The following is a 16,627-nucleotide window of genomic DNA, read 5'->3' as shown; positions in this document are numbered from 1 at the left end:
CCCGCTCTGTTCATCATTGCTTTGCATCGGGTTTGTACCGGCAATAATATCGGCTCCAACACCATGAATGCTGCCTTTGTGGGCTTGCATATTAACAGCGCGTCCTGCTTCTATGCTATCTGTTACCGCTGTAGAGGTCTGAACAGAGGCTTCTGCCTTCTCTGTCTTAAAGCCCACGGTTACGCTAGCAGAAACATCAGCAATATCACGAATAGACTGTTTGTTTCCACCTTTCATCCCATTATAAAGACCTTTGCCTTTACTATAGAGATCATAGCCTTTTAGACCAGCAATAAGACCATTGCCGATTTTGTGTTTTGTATCCCCATGACCAAAACGTTTGGCTGCATCCTTTACATCTTTTACTGTACCAAGAATGCCCACATTGACAGAGCCTGTCACACCAGCAAAAGACTTTTCATGCTTTTCTTTTGCGTTAGAGGTATCATAGCTTTCTGATAGGGTGATATTATTGCCGGCATCAATGTTCACATCACGATCCGCCGAAACAATGGCTGCTTGTAAATTCACATCATTGTCAGCAGTAATCTGCACATCTTGGCGTGCCGTGATGTGTGATTGTGTAGAAGTGGTTTCCCATTGATCGCCCGTATCTTTGGCGCTTGCAATTCCAACCCCCAAGGAAGCACCGCTGTTGCTCTTTTCAAACTGAAACCCAAAGCCTGTACGTTCTTCCTTTGAGTTTGCCCTATGGCTATTATGACCAACAAGCACATTGACATCACGCGCTGCCGAAAGGTTAATATTCTCACCTGCAAGATCAGAGCCAACAATTGTCACATCTTTTTTCTTGGCAGTGATGGTGATATTGCCATCCGCATTGAGAGAAGAACCTTGATGCTCAAAACTCTCTTCATTTTCTGTCTTTCCCTCACTCCCGTATATCGATACAAAGCCCTTGCCTGATCCCACACCAAAACCCGTTTCATGGGTCTCTGAATGGCTTTTATGGTGATCTGTCATGCCATCAATCGTCACATTTTCTGCTGTCACATTGATATCTTGACCGGAAAGCAGATGAGAAGCAGAAATCTTGGCTTCTCCTTGTGCGTCTAACACGATGTTGCCCGTTGCCCCAAGGATAGAGGAGACCGTTGTGGTATGCGATTGAGATGTATCGGACGATTTCTCATGCAAAAAGCCACTTGATGACGATTGTGCTTGCTGATCCAAGTGTTCTTGGGCACCTTTGATAGTAATCTTTCCCCCAGAATGAATGGTAATATCCGCTTGTTTTTGATCTCCTGGTGCTTTCTCTCCTGACGTTTCCTCTGCCTTACCGGCTATGAGCGTCGAGGCTACAACTTCCGTGTTGTTTCCTGAGTCAATGGTAATGCCTTCACCCCCTGTTATGCTTGACCCCACAATTTGGCTCACATCCATCTTGTTATGCTCAGATTTACTGCTACTAAACACCCCACCCTCTTTATGGTACGACATCTCATAATGTAAGCTATCCTCTGCATTATTGATCAGGACATCGTTGCTGGCTTTCAGCCCCACCTTGCCATCAGCCGCAATGGAACTACCTGTGATGCTAAGATCATGCGGTTTGCCATCCTGCCCTGCAATGACAGTGGTGTCACCTCCCGATTTTATCGAAGAGCCAACGGCATGAGAGGCTTGCATATCCACTTTCGTGTTTTTGCCCTGAAGATGATACTCCATCTCATCGTTTCTTACCCCTATTGTTACCTCCCCTTGGGCGCCAAGAGCAACATTACCCTTGGCATCTATATCGGAAGCAGCAATATGGATATCTTTTCCAGAGAGAACAGTGGTCTCTTTTCCAGAACTTAAATGAGAGCCATTGTGCAAGGCAACATGAAAGGTTTGATCCCCGCGATGGCTATTGGCACTGTTGCGTGTGGCATCAATCGAAACATTCTTCTCAGCTTGCAAGAGAAGTTTATCCGTTGTTTGAACATCAGAGCCTAAGATATTCAAATCTTTTCCAGATACATAAGTGGGATTGATATACTTTGAAAAATATTTCTTTAAAACAAATGTGTGAATACACAACAACAAATGTATTCCGTTGGGGCGTTCTGTTTTGCATGAGGAGTATAATCCCATAAAAAGAATGCAATAAACAAAAACGTAAGATAATGCGTCATCTTCATTTTCATTATTTAAAAGACATTACTCTAAATGCTTTTGAAAATCGTAAAGCTAAATTAAAAGAAGATGATAAAGTTGGAAACTAGTTTTTCTCTTTGTAACTTTATATTCTTCCCCAATGAGGCTGTATTCCCGTTTCAGAACTTACTCCAACAGATGTAGTACGCTCGTTCTAATCTGGTATATAAAAGTAGACTAAAGTTCGTCACTGGTTATGATCTTTTCCTATTTCTGAGATTAATTAAATACTCTCCACTTAGGCGTAAAATGATAGCCGTGATATAAAATTTTATGTAATCAGTAGCTATAAAATCCATATATACCACCAATTCGCCCTCTATAATATAAAACTTTCTTCTTTACAGTCTTATAGCATAAAATGATACAAATAAAAAATAGAAGATTAAGAGAGATTAAAATAGAGGGCTAATAAAATAAAGGCCCCGTTAAACGAGGCCTTCGTATTTTTTTGTGCTTATAATTTTATTTTTAGGAAATTAGAATTTGTAAGCGACGCCTACACGGAAATCATTGGTTTTGTAATTGAATTCACGTGTATCGTTGGCGAATTTCTTTTTACCAAAATCGGAGTAACGGTATTCTGCACGTAAAAGAACGTTGTCTGTCATTGCAAAATCAACTCCACCACCAATAGTAAAACCAACCATTGTCTTCGTTTCATCAGCCCAAGCACCACCCGTCAAATCTACGCTTTGCTTATTCTCTGCATTAACATTTTTATCCCCGCCAGCATTCTGCTCAACTTTAGCTCTCTCTCCTTTTCCTGCAACTGACTGAATGCCCTGTACCTGCGCATAGGCAATACCACCAGCAACATAAGGCATAATACGGTCAACAGCAGCAAAACCGATACGAACGCGTGTAGCACCAGACCATTTTTCTTTATAACTGTGCTTTTCCGTTACCTTGTCACCTATTTCAAACCGTTGCTGATCTTTTAATTCAACCTTAGCTTTTTCAAGGGCATTATTAAAAAATGCCACATCTTCTTTAGTAAGAGTCAATTCACGGGCTGTTTTTGATTCTTCACGGTCTGCCCAAACTGCATCGGTTTCAACACCGAGAATGAGACCATTTCCAAGATCTACGTTAGATCCGGCATAAATCCCACCCATGAAACCTGAAGGACTAGGTGTGTTATCTTTTTTGACAAGTTCTTTATCTTCTCCTGGAATAGTTACTTTAGTTTTACTCGAAAAGTTACCAACTTGACCACCAAGATAAAAGCCTGTCCAAGAAAACGAAGGGGCTGCTGCGATAACTGCTGGGGTTGTTTCACGAGGGATGATAACATCAGCAGCTTGTGCTGCAGAAGCTGAAATTAAAGCAGCAATAGAAGTTGCTATTAAAGATTTTGTATTCATAATTTTGCTCCTAAATTAACTATAAAACGACCTTACAAGATTATAAATAGAAAAGCTGTAGTAAAAATGTCACAATCATACAAATAAAAATCCCAGAAAACAGCGCTTTTGTAAAAGTCAATATCTTTTGGAAATTTAATTTTTTATTAATACTTTGTATTCATAATTGCACTTTTGATGAAATTAGAACTTGTAAGCGACACCTACACGAAAGTCATTGGTTGTATAGCCTAGTTTATTCTTTGCAAATTGCTTCTTACGAAAGTCTGAGTAATGGTGCTCTGCACGCAACAGAACATTGTCTGTCATTGCAAAGTCAACACCTAAAGTGAAACTAACCAGTATCTTTGTCTTCATCATGCAAATTAGCAGAAGCGATCACTTGACCAGTATTATCAGCCAGCCTCTTTTTTCACTTCAATTGCGGAAATGCCCTACATTTGCGTATAAGCAATACCATCAGCAAAATAAGGTATTATACGATTAGCAACTACAAAACTAATACGGGCCCATGTTAAACTAGACCATTTTTCTTCTTCAGTAAAAATTATAAACCATTGTATCATCATCGTGAAGCTTTTCTGCATCAGCCAAAGTAACGCTAGCATTTATAAGATTTTGGCTAAGTTTTTATATCTCATACGCCTCAAGATCCTCTAAGTACGTTTTTGTGTTTCCACGGTCATGCCCAGACTGCATCTGTTACAACACCTAAGATGAAGACATTTCCAAGATCAAAGTTAGATCCTGTATAAAAACCGCCAATCAAACCTGAAAGTTTAGGCAATCCATATTTGTATGGAGTTTTTTTATCTCTAAATCAAATAGATCAACTTGGCTTGAAAAATTGCCAACTTGACCACCGATATAAAACCCTGTTCAAAAAAAGTAGGAGCAGCAATACCTGTTGGAGCTACTTCACCAAGAATGATAGCATTAGCAGCTTGTGTCGCAAAGCTGTAGTTATCATGATAACAGAAATTATGATTAAAGATTTTATATTCGTAAACTTTGCTCCTAATTTATTAACGAAAGACGAACCCAATATAAAATAATTTCATAACTTCACTTCGTACAAGAAATTGTAAGTTATAAATATATGCATAAGATATTGATTTTACACCGTAGTTATTGTCTCTTGTTTATGAAAATCTTTTTAAGAAAATCCGAATAATATCTTTTACATCCCCAACAAATATAAGGTATGTGATAATATAGCAATAGAAAAATAAAAGAGGCTCCGTCTTTAACAGAGCCTCATGATTTTTCATTTTGTCTTCATCATTTCGTTTTTACGAAATTAGAATTTGTAAGCAACACCTACACGGAAATCATTGGTTTTGTAAGCTAGTTTATCCCCATCCTTTACAAATGCTTTTTTACCAAAGTCTGAGTAACGGTATTCTGCACGCAACAAAACATTGTCTGTCATTGCGAAATCAACACCACCACCTACAGTGAAACCAACCATCGTTTTTGTTTCATCAAACACTTTAGCAGAAGCGATTTCAGCACCTTCAGCTGTCGCTGCCTTAAGAGAATCGACCACTTGCAGCTGCGTATAAGCAATACCACCAGCGAAATAAGGCATAATGCGATCAACTGCTGTAAAACCGATACGAACGCGTGTTGCACCAGACCATTTTTCTTTTAAAGAGGTGCTATCTATCCGTTTGTCAGTCGCTACGATACCAGCAATAGTTTTTCCTGTAGCAGGTGTAGCTTTCGCTGCTATAAGCTCAGCTTTGAAACCGTCAAGGCCAATTCCCCCAATGGTTTCTGAATGCGCTTTTGAATCTTCGCGGCCTGCCCAGACTGCATCGGTTTCAACACCTAGAATGAGGCCATTACCAAGATCTACGTTGGAGCCTACATAAATACCACCCATGAAACCGGAAGGCTTAGGTGTCCAATCTTTATCTGTAAGTTTCTTTTTTGTTTCTGAATCATATACATCAACTTTACCTGAAAAGTTGCCAACTTGACCACCGATATAAAAGCCTGTCCAAGAAAATGAAGGGGCTGCGATAACTGCTGGGGCTGTTTCACGAGGGATGACAACATCAGCAGCTTGTGCTGCAGAAGCAGCCGCCATAGCGATAATAGAAGTTGTTACTAAAGATTTTATATTCATAAACTTTGCTCCTAATTTATTTATGAGCACAGTGCTACAAGATTACAGAAAGAAAAGCTGTAGTAAAAATGATACAGTTACAGAAAATGGAGGGCTTATCCCAGAAAAAAATGCTTCATAGCTTGATTTTGTACGAGAAACCGTAAGCTGTATAATGTAATAACTTATTGATTTTAAATATAATTATTGTTTATTGCTTATGAATAATATTTTTTAAAAAACCTGAAGAATATCTTTTCATATCCACAATAAATTATGTGTTGTGTGATAATATAGCAACAGAAAATAACAGAGGCTCTGTCAAAGACGGAGCCTCTTCGTTATTTAACTTACCATCTGTTAAAATTTGTAAGCAACACCTACACGGAAATCATTGGTTTTGTAAGAAGTCTCATATTTATCATTTGAGAATTTCTTTTTACCAAAATCTGAGTAACGATATTCCGCACGTACAATAATATTATTGGTCATTGCTAAATCAACACCAGCACCAAGGGTGTAACCAACAAGGGTCTTTGTTTCATCAGACAGAGTACCAGAAGCGATTACTTTGTCTGAATCTTTATCTGTTATTGAAATCAACGCACTATCTTGAAGCTGTGTATAAGCGATACCACCAGCAACATAAGGCATAATGCGTTCAGCTGCAAAACCAATACGCACGCGCGTTGCACCAGCCCACTTTTCTTTAAAAGTGAAACTGTGGGTTCGTTTAGCGCCAGGTTTAAGCGCATCTTTACCAATATTAATTGCAGCGTCTTTTAATACCTTGTTAATATAATTGATGTGTTCTGGGGCAATGACATATGTTTTTCCTGTCTTCGTGTCATCTTTATTAGACCACATGATATCTGTATCAACACCTAGAATAAGGCCATTACCAAGATCAACGTTGGAACCTGCGTAAAGACCACCCATGAAACCAGAGAGTTTAGGCAAAAGGTCATCAGGCACTGGAATCTTTTTTCCGTTACTGAGAATATCCATTTTCGTTTTACCCGAAAAACCACCAATCTGGCCCCCAACATAAAAACCTGTCCAAGAAAAAGTTGGAGCAACAATAACGGGAGCAACAGGTGTTGGACTTGGGGGAACAATAACATCTGCTGCTTGTGCTGCTGAAGCTGAAACAAAAGCGAAAGCAGAAGCTGTTATTAACCATTTCATATTCATATTTTCTCTCCATAGCTGAATATTTATTTGAACACACCATTTCATATAGAGCTCCATCTTCAGATATCTGTAGCAAAAATGATACACTTATAAAAAAACAAAAAGCCAATCAAAGCACCCTTAATTGCTTGATCTGTAATAAATAAGAATTAAACTATGCCACTGCATAAATGATTTTCTCTTGTCACATTTGCTCTCCTTTATAAATTTTGCAAAAAACTGCGTCACAGAACCCTCCGTGTAAAGCATGTACTATGGCTATGAAAGATTGTCTTTTATAGCTCACCTGCACTATTGAAGATGCTCTCATTTATATTAAAATAACGAAAACCATTCCCCTGCACATCACAAAAGAGCAAATGTGTGTGGATAAATAAAACTATTAAAGGCTAAAATGCCACCTATGAATACTCTCAATATCAAAAATAGCGAGAACTGTTAAAATATTGAGAACAGCCAAATGCAACCGTTCTATTTAAATTCATACAAACAACGTTTTTAGCTTCATCGTTCGCATAACAAAATGTGAATAGCTCTTTGATTGTTTTTTCATCATTGTAAAGAATGCTTGTATCGCACAAAACAAGATCTCCACTACCCTATGGACTGCAACAAAATTACCATGCAATTTCATCACACATGCTCTTTGTTTTAATTAGGCATTTATTATTTTTTGAAATACTTACGCTTCTGCTTAACTTTCTAGAAAATCTTTTCCAGAGCTTCAGCATTATTTGTAGGCTATCATTTCATACTTCTTTACAAGACTAAATTGAAAAAAATGCCTAAAGACAGACAACCGGTATGATAAACATTAAAACTTATATAGAAATATCCTTAGAGCTGAAAAAATGAGAAATCTTTCTTAAAGTTTTCAAACCACACCTTGCTTTAAAAATCATGAATTTGGCAGAAAAAATATCTGATATTTTGAATCATAGACAAATGAATATTTCATATCTGTAGTCGAAGCATACCATCAAAGATCAAAAGTTTAACATTTTTGTTTTTTCACTTGATTTTGATGAAGTATCCTCTCAAATCCTCTCTGCAAACAGCTTAGTTTCTTGTCGAAAGAATTTTTCTTAGCTCCTTCCCCATGTGATTCACTTAACTAAATGCTCCCTCTGGACAAGCCCTATTCTAAAAACACTCTTATCAAGGAGTTTGATATGCACTGTATAGTCACGCTTAAAATGACAGTATTTACAGCATAATAGCGCAACCCAAAATCCGGAGGCTATATTTATCCAAATCCATGAATTTTGTAACGAGCGATTGCCATTATATAGAGTATTCTTGCACCGAAATCCACTTCCCCATATCTTTTCCAAATAGTACTCTTCCCCCCTCCGTACACAATTATAATACCCTTTGCGAACAACTGCTCCTCCACTTTTCAAATGATAAAAAATATCTCCTCTCTTCAATTCCCGATCATACGTTAGACCTCTTGATGCTGTTTTTTTACTTTTTAATAACTCATTGGACTTCGTCTAAATAAGTCTGGTCGTCTTCCTTTCCCTAATCCTTTTTTAGGATAATGACCTCTTTTTTTACCAGAATGTAACACAGGGACTAACTTAGCTGCTGTTATGCATTGGTTGTTATTCGTGCAAGAAAGTTCCATTTGAACAACTTCAGAGAAGATCTTGCTCAATTGTTCACTAGAAAAAAGATCTCTAGGAAGAACAATCGTAGATATGTCCTGTATTAACTTTTGAGAAAACAAGAAAGAAGCACCCTGAGCTACAGAGATTGAAGCAAACGTAGCAAAAGTTGTCATAAAATATTTTATGTTCATAAATTTAACCTCGTAGAAATATCCATAATGGATTTTACCTAGTGTCTTCATTGCAAATTTCCAGAAAAAATAGCATGTTTATAGATAAAAAGTGAGAATCCTCAAAAAACAAAGCTTTGAAACATTTTAATTTTAAAATAAATGCAAATTGCCCCACTTTACAAACATAGAAATCACTTGTTTGGCAATGCATAAAAGCACAAAATATCGTCTAGGGAGAATAAAATACACAAATGTCATATCAACATATTGATTTATAATTCCCCCCTATCGAATGAGCGCTCTCAGTATCATAAGATTATCTTATTTTAAATTCGCTCATGATACATTAAGCAAAATTATTCGCTTACATGTCATAAATGAGGTTGATATATGGATAAGACTCTTGAAAAAAGAAGTTTTATCTTATGAGGCCATTTAAACGCAAAAGTTATTATAACATTTTAATTTGGTAAAAGCATATTCCTTGCTAATTTGTTTCTAGGTGTCGTTCTTTGCATTGTTCAGTATAATCATGGTTGCCTTTATATATTAATCATATAACATATTTATTTATAATGATAATATATCGTTATCCAGATTAAATTAGAACTCCGAATACCATAAAAACCCTTTCATTCCAAATCTTCCTCATGTTGAATCAACCAAAACCATTTGTTTGTACATTACAAGTGGGGAAGCCTATGTGGAGTGAAGCTGTACAATAAAGGACTAAAAATGCCTTTTATGAATCGTCTCTAGTGCCAAGGGTTATCGCAAAATTGGGTGTTGGCAAAATGTGTGATAGTAGCAGCTTGTTAACTCTATAAGCGTAAGATGGTAGTGTTCAATAGATTTTATATTGGTATTGGAGGCTTTATCGTTATACCATTCATAAGCGCCCCTGTAAAATGGACTTTGGTGCCGGTTTCTTTAAAAAAGCACATGAATTAGCAACACAAACATATTCCGTTTAGGGCGTTCTGTTTCACACGAAAAACGTAAATCCATTAAAAACATGAGAAACAAAAGCATGAGGCAATGCGTAATCTCTATTATTTAACAGACATTGCTTTAAATACTTTTGAAAGTCGTAAAGCAGAATTAAAAATGATGGTAAAGATGAGAGGATAAAATGCCCATAATGTACAAGCATTTTTCCCTCTCACATCAATAATTAACTCCATTTAAAAGCCAATTTTAAAGTTAGCTATGCGCAAAAATATCAACTTCCGCCCATCCTAAAAGATCAAGCCTAGCTCTCATAGGCAAAAATTGAAAGCATGCCTTGGCAACATTTTCTCGCTCTTCACGTCTTAAACGTTCTTCAAATATAACCTTTAAACGATGCAAATATAACACATCCGACGCAGCATATTCAATTTGTGCCTGCGATAACGTTTCTGCTGCCCAATCGGAAGATTGTTGCTGTTTAGAAATATTCACATTCAGCAATTCATTACAAACTTCTTTTAAGCCATGACGATCCGTATAAGTACGCGTGAGTCTAGAAGCAATTTTTGTACAAAAAACAGCTTCTGGCATAACACCAAATGTATGCGCTAAAATAGCAAGATCAAAACGCCCAAAATGAAATATTTTGGTAACCGCGTTATCTTCAAGAAGCTTGACCAAATTAGGTGCACTCTTTTGTCCTTTAGCAATTTGTATAATATCAGCAGTACCATCTCCGGCAGAAAGCTGCACAACACATAAACGATCACGATGCGGTTGTAAGCCTAAAGTTTCGGTATCAATCGCAATAGCATCAGTTTTATAATTGTCTAAGTTTGGTAAATCACCTTGATGAACACGAATCTCAGCCATTTACCCTCCTATTTGCTAAAGCTGCAAGAATACGCGCCCAAGACCGCTGCCCCTTATGAAACGATTTTAAATTATACTTTTCATTGGGAGAATGAATACGATCATTATATAATGCAAATCCAACCAGAACAGATTCCATATCAAGAATTGACTGAAAATCTCCCACAACCGGAATTGATCCCCCCATAGCGTCGAGTATAGCAGGATTGCTCCATTCTTGCGACAAAGCTTCTTTTGCGGCCTTGATAAAAGGTGAATCATAAGGAATTTGAATTGCAGAAGAACCACCATGCCCCTTAAATTCAACAGTACAATCAGCAGGAATAAGACCGCACACATAATGACGGAAAGCTTGGCGTATTTTCTCTGGATCTTGCTTATGCACTAAACGAAAAGATACTTTCGCATTCGCTTGAGAAGCAATAACTGTTTTTATTCCTTCTCCTTCATAACCACCACTAATCCCGTTAACTTCTGCTGTAGGACGCGCCCATACAAGTTCTAAAATGCTCCGTCCTTTTTCACCAGCAGGAATGGAAAGTCCTATAGGACCAAGAAAATTTTCAGCAGTACAATTCAGGACATTCCATGATTGCAAAATCTGTGAAGGTGTTTCTTCAACTCCATCATAAAAACCTGGAAGCGTTACACGACCATTGTCATCATGAAGTCCTGCTAAGATTTTTGTTAAAATATGAATAGGGTTAGCAGCTACCCCTCCATAAGCACCAGAGTGCAAATCACGATCGGCTGCTGTAATCGTAACCTCTTCTCCTAAAATACCCCGAAGAGCAATACAAACAGATGGTGTATCGGCATCCCACATTGCTGTATCACAAACCAATGCACAATCAGCCTTAAGTTCATCCCTATTTTCTTTTAAAAAAGGAACAAGAGAAGGAGAACCACTTTCTTCTTCTCCCTCAAATAAAACAGTAACCTTAATGGGAAGTTGCCCCGTTTCTTTCTTAAATGCACGACATGCCTCAACAAAGGTCATGAGCTGACCTTTGTCATCAGAAGCGCCACGAGCACAAATAACTTTTTCTCCATCTTTTTCCTTTAATGAAGGATTAAATGGATCATCTTCCCATAAATTTAATGGATCAACAGGTTGAACATCATAATGTCCATAAAATAACACATGCAGACAATCATCTGAAGGCCCTGGATGATGTCCAACAACCATTGGATGACCTGGTGTATCACGCCGTGAAGCCTCAAAACCTATTGTTTTTAAATCTTCTACCAACCAATCAGCTGCTTTACGACATTCATCCTTATAAGCCAAGTCTGTAGAAATCGATTGGAAACGTAAAAGAGAAAAAAGGCGTTCAAGGCTCTTTCCTATATTCTCATCAAGATGTGTTAATACTTTATTCAACATAAAAAAACCTCTCAAGCCTCGTATATTCGTATAATTGTAAGAACCTGACTTTAAGCCTCTTGTAGGATTTTGCAAGACACCTTATTCATTTTTGACACTGTGAGCAGTAAAAACTTGAACGCCCAGCCTGTAAAATACGTATAATAGGCGTTCCACATTCCAAACATTCCTTGCCTTCTCGTCCATAAACTGAAAAAGCGTGTTGAAAATAACCAAGTGAACCATCTATATGCATATAATCACGTAAAGAAGAGCCACCGGACAAAATGGCTTCAGAAATCACATTGCGTATATTTTGTGCTAAAGAATCTGCAAATTCACGTGCACGTGTCGTTTTTGATGCCAATGTAAATGCACTACGTTGTGGAGATAAACGACTCCGCCAAAGTGCTTCGCAAACATAAATATTCCCAAGACCCGAAACAATAGACTGATCAAGTAAAACGCCCTTGAGAGACATTTTTTTATTAACAAAAGCCTTTTGTAAATAACGACCAGAAAACGAATTACTCATAGGTTCAAGCCCTAGCTTATTTAAAAGCGGATGTTCATAAAGCTTGTCCGTATCGACTAAAAGCATAAACCCAAAGCGACGCACATCATTATAAATAAGATGATAAAATTCACCATCCCTTGTCTGAATATCCATGATAAAATGGTCATGCTTAACCAATTTATTTCTCGTTGAAAAAGCTTTTCTCAAAATGTCATTCTCTATACGCCATGAACCAGACATTCCTAAATGGCTTAAAATCGTTTCATTATGAGAAAGATGAAATAATAAATATTTCGCACGTCGACCAAGTTCTATAATTTTTCTGCCGATAAGGCGCTCAGAAAACACCTCAGGAAAAGGAAAACGCAAATCTCTACGATTAAGTTTGACAGATACTATCTTTGCATCAGTTACAACAGACTCAAGTCCACGACGAACTGTCTCTACTTCAGGAAGCTCAGGCATTACTCTTCTTTAATAATTATACACTTTCCAATCGTATGACTGATAAATTGGCTTCTTCCCCCCCCTCCTCAAAGAACGAAGACTCCCACAACATCTGGTCTGTAAACAATCAAGTTTCTTGTTGAGTGGCTTTCTCTTGGCTTTCTACTCATGTGAGTCATTTAACTAAAGGCTTTATGGCCAAACCCTGCCTTGAATATATACCACACACTCTAAAATACTTAGCGTATCAATGAGACTTGCATACCACCCCACCTTAAATGACGAAGTTTTACAGCATAACAGAATTAAGTCCATTCACCCTTACGAAATACAGGAACTCTTACACCATCTTGGGTAATGCCATCTATGTCAATTTCACCAGAACCAATCATCCAGTCAATATGAATGACACTTTTATTTCCACCACGTGCTGCAATCTCTTCTGACGTCAATGATGCCCCATCTAAAAAGCATTTGGAATAACACTGCCCTAAAGCAATATGACATGCAGCATTTTCATCAAATAAGGTATTATAAAAAAGGAGGTCACTCTTAGAAATTGGTGAAGAATGGGGCACAAGAGCAACTTCACCTAAGCGACTAGCCCCTTCATCACTTTGCAAAACCTGTTGCAAAACTTCCTGACCTGTTGATGCACGAGCCTCAACAATACGCCCTGCTTCAAAACGCATCTCAATATTATCAATCAGTGCTCCTTGATAAGAAAGAGGCTTTGTTGAGCGAACGAAACCTTCAACCTTATGAGCATGAGGAGTCGTGAAAACTTCTTCTGTCGGAATATTCGGATTGCAAACAACACCATTTTGAGCTGCAGATGCACCACCATGCCATTCATGATCATCTGCCAAACCAACTGTTAAATCGGTACCTGGTCCTGTAAAATGCAAAGCAGAGAAACGCTGCTCATTAAGCCAAGATGACCGTTGTTTCAAAGCTGCATTATGGACACTCCATGCATGCACTGGATCTTCTTCTGTAACACGTGAAGCAGAAAAAATTGCATCAGCTAATTTTTTAATCGCCTCATTAAGAGGTAAAGAAGGAAACATCGCCTCAGCCCATCCTGCTGTTGGATATGCAACAATCGACCAATTCATAGCAAAATTAGATATTTTTTTAAGAGCAGGCTGGTAAGCTAACGAAGTCGCCTTATTCAAACGCGCAACCTTGTCAAAATCTTGATTGGACAAAAGCAAAGGATTATCACCAACAATCGCTAAACGTGCTGCCCCATTTTCATAAGCCTTTGCCATTCCCTCATAGAGCCAAGAAGGAGCACAATCAAAACTAGCCGTATGAGCATTTTCAAAACGTGTAAGTGATAACATATCATCACTAAAAATTGGTGTAATGACACCAGCACCAATCTTATAAGCATGATATGCGATACGCCGAACAAAAGGGAGGGCTGAAACTGGAGCAGTTAAAACAAGATCCTGCCCCTCTTGTAAATTCAACCCCACTTTCACTGTAATTTCTGCAAGACGATTAAGCATTTCAGGCGAAATTGTCTCATGAATATCAAAGTACATTACCAATACCCTTCTTTAAATAGAATGCGTTCTTTATGTCGTCATATTATAAATTGTTATTCAATATCTTTTGAATTTACTTTCTCCACGTATAATTATGGATATCATGATCGCTAAAGAGTTCACTTAATTCATAAACTGCAATGGATTGTAAAAACACTTCCTTGGTCGTGCAAAAATTATCGGTTTGTGTACCGTTTTTCTAACATTGCAACAATTGCATTTAACTGATCTGATGAAGGTAACGCCATAATCGGTTTATTTTCTTCTTTCCTAGCTGGATGTTGAGGCGCATAGGCGGGAATGGGAACTTTATCAAGCTGTACCATCGCAAAAGACGTAGGATGGTCCGTCTTGGACTGTGCTACCTGTGTAGAAGAAGATATACTCTTTTCTGTTCTTATTCCTCTACTTTCTAAACTTTCATCCACAAAGCTTGGCGTATTACCAGAACGTTCTTGGGCAAACGCATAAGCAACATCATAAGGGCGATTATTTGTAGGAATTTGAAGTGATCCATCACGCGATCGTTTTTCATAAAAAGCATTTCCCCCTGCAACATGAACATAGTGCATGTTTTTATACGGAAAAGACAAACCAGCGGTATGAAAAAACTTAGCGTGTTTAACTTTCTTATCTCGTTCACCCCGTAAAACGGCATCAGCCGCTTCTCTTACACGAGCAACAGATGCTTTCTCCGTCATAGGACGTGTTAAAACACCAGGAGCAAACTGCTTATATTGACCAACAACACCACAAATCGTCTTAGGATAGGCGGTCGAATTAACACGATTCATAACAACCGTCCCAACGGCAATCATTCCTTCACGGCTTGTGCGATTTGATTCAAAATACATCGCTCGCATAAGGCATTGACGCTCTGTCAATGGATACGTAACCGTTTTTGTCTTATTATTTATTTTTCCAGTATCTAAATGATTTGAAGCACATCCCACAACAACTAACGGCGCTACACAACAGGTAACAAAAACATTCCAACGATTTTTTTTCATCTTATGCAACACATTCCTATAATCTCTAAGCTATTCAAATTTTGAAATGAGCTTTAAATGTATCTCTCAATAAAGTACATAGCTAATTGTTACCACTCAGTAAAACTTTAATACAAGAGGTAATCAAAAAGTATCTATGCAAAATAAAAAATAAAAAACTCTTAATTTACAGATCGATATTGTTATTCTTCACGATTCAATATAGGCCATAATAACCCAGACGTTTCAATTACAATAAAATAACACTATCCACTTCTTCTACATACGAAAAAAATAATACAGATATCCCCTTTGAATATAAAATTTTAACAAAATGATCTGAAAGGAAATTCCCCTAGAAAACTCCCCTCCAGCCACAGTGTGAATGATGGTATCATTCAATATACAAATATGTCAAATCAAGAGTTAGAAATCTGCCATGCTTCTCTGAAAAAACTCTTTGTTACTTCTTTGTGCTTTTCCATAAGATGGTTATCTTATTCTTTCTATAGCTGCACTCTAAGAAAATACTCATATATCTACAAACTTATTTTATACATATAAGAAAAATTTTAATCTATTTTCTTCTCACCTACCCCAACTTTATAAGTAAGATCATCGCGAGGACGATCAGAAGACATATGATAACCCGTTATGATATAATGCAACATTTCAGCAATATTGGTAACATGATCACCAATTCGTTCAATGTTTTTTAAACAAAACAGTAAGTGCGTACAAACCGTAATATTGCGCATATCTTCCATCATATACGTCAAAAGTTCACGAAAAAGAGAAGTATACAAAGCATCAATCTTCTCATCACGCTCCCGCACAGCGTCAACACGCTCTAATAGGCGACTCGTATAAGCATTTAACACTTCTTTTAATTGATTGAGCGCTAAAGCTGTAATTGTTTCAAGTCCATGATAAAAGGACGCAGATTGACGTATTTCTGAAAGTGCAACAGTCCTCTTAGCAATGTTTTTGGCCATATCCCCAATCCGCTCAAGATCAGAAGAAATACGAATGGCTCCAATAATTTCACGCAAATCAACAGCCATCGGTTGGCGTTTGCATATAATAGCAACGGCTTTTTCATCAATGTCACGTTCTGCTTCATCTAAAAACACATCATCGGCAATCACTGTCGTTGCAAGTTGAAGATCACTACACACAACCGATGCGACAGAACGTTCAATCATCCTTTCTGCATGGCACCCCATTTCTGTAATCCTTACTCTTAAATATTTTAGTTCTTCATCATAAGAACGGACAGTATGTTTCATAGACATATCTTACACTCCT

At 37.7% G+C, this 16,627-nt stretch carries 12 protein-coding genes and 1 pseudogene; all 13 read right to left on the bottom strand.

Annotation, left to right across the window (positions count from 1 at the left end):
• Positions 1–1,989, bottom strand: a pseudogene (locus ACFIMU_RS04780) (hemagglutinin repeat-containing protein); the annotation flags it as partial.
• Positions 1,990–2,639: 650 nt separating this feature from the next.
• Positions 2,640–3,527, bottom strand: a complete 888-nt coding sequence (locus ACFIMU_RS04775) for an outer membrane protein (RefSeq protein WP_375610524.1) — start codon at positions 3,525–3,527, stop codon at positions 2,640–2,642.
• A 183-nt stretch (positions 3,528–3,710) separates the two neighbouring features.
• Positions 3,711–3,836: a hypothetical protein gene (locus ACFIMU_RS04770; protein ID WP_375687506.1), complete on the bottom strand. Its 126-nt coding sequence runs from the start codon at positions 3,834–3,836 to the stop codon at positions 3,711–3,713.
• 125 nt (positions 3,837–3,961) lie between these two features.
• Entirely contained in the window at positions 3,962–4,096 is a 135-nt protein-coding gene (locus tag ACFIMU_RS04765; RefSeq protein WP_375614562.1) for a hypothetical protein, read from the bottom strand.
• A gap of 731 nt (positions 4,097–4,827) precedes the next feature.
• A complete protein-coding gene (locus tag ACFIMU_RS04760; RefSeq protein ID WP_375687504.1) occupies positions 4,828–5,661 on the bottom strand; it encodes a porin in 834 nt (277 codons plus the stop codon).
• Positions 5,662–6,000: 339 nt separating this feature from the next.
• A complete protein-coding gene (locus ACFIMU_RS04755; RefSeq protein ID WP_375606825.1) occupies positions 6,001–6,834 on the bottom strand; it encodes an outer membrane protein in 834 nt (277 codons plus the stop codon).
• 1,474 nt (positions 6,835–8,308) lie between these two features.
• Positions 8,309–8,638: a hypothetical protein gene (locus ACFIMU_RS04750; RefSeq protein ID WP_375695734.1), complete on the bottom strand. Its 330-nt coding sequence runs from the start codon at positions 8,636–8,638 to the stop codon at positions 8,309–8,311.
• Positions 8,639–9,823: 1,185 nt separating this feature from the next.
• On the bottom strand, positions 9,824–10,444 hold the full coding sequence (locus ACFIMU_RS04745; protein ID WP_375608049.1) for a ribonuclease D: 621 nt from the start codon (positions 10,442–10,444) through the stop codon (positions 9,824–9,826).
• Positions 10,437–11,831: a M20/M25/M40 family metallo-hydrolase gene (locus ACFIMU_RS04740; protein WP_375614566.1), complete on the bottom strand. Its 1,395-nt coding sequence runs from the start codon at positions 11,829–11,831 to the stop codon at positions 10,437–10,439. The genes ACFIMU_RS04745 and ACFIMU_RS04740 overlap by 8 nt, the downstream gene beginning before the upstream one ends.
• An 85-nt stretch (positions 11,832–11,916) precedes the next feature.
• Entirely contained in the window at positions 11,917–12,792 is an 876-nt protein-coding gene (gene mutM / locus ACFIMU_RS04735; RefSeq protein WP_375615144.1) for a bifunctional DNA-formamidopyrimidine glycosylase/DNA-(apurinic or apyrimidinic site) lyase, read from the bottom strand.
• A gap of 287 nt (positions 12,793–13,079) precedes the next feature.
• Positions 13,080–14,327 (bottom strand): aminopeptidase, encoded by a 1,248-nt coding sequence (locus ACFIMU_RS04730; protein ID WP_375695733.1) that lies wholly within the window; start codon positions 14,325–14,327, stop codon positions 13,080–13,082.
• A 179-nt stretch (positions 14,328–14,506) separates the two neighbouring features.
• A complete protein-coding gene (locus tag ACFIMU_RS04725) occupies positions 14,507–15,340 on the bottom strand; it encodes a cell wall hydrolase (RefSeq protein WP_375614567.1) in 834 nt (277 codons plus the stop codon).
• A 551-nt stretch (positions 15,341–15,891) separates the two neighbouring features.
• Positions 15,892–16,614: a phosphate signaling complex protein PhoU gene (gene phoU / locus ACFIMU_RS04720; RefSeq protein ID WP_375696862.1), complete on the bottom strand. Its 723-nt coding sequence runs from the start codon at positions 16,612–16,614 to the stop codon at positions 15,892–15,894.
• Between the last annotated feature and the right edge of the window lie 13 nt (positions 16,615–16,627).

This window comes from Bartonella sp. AC70YNML, from assembly GCF_042196545.1.
GTDB lineage: Bacteria > Pseudomonadota > Alphaproteobacteria > Rhizobiales > Rhizobiaceae > Bartonella.
Note: the sequence above shows the minus strand (reverse complement) of the source record. Positions and strands in the feature narration are given on the sequence as shown.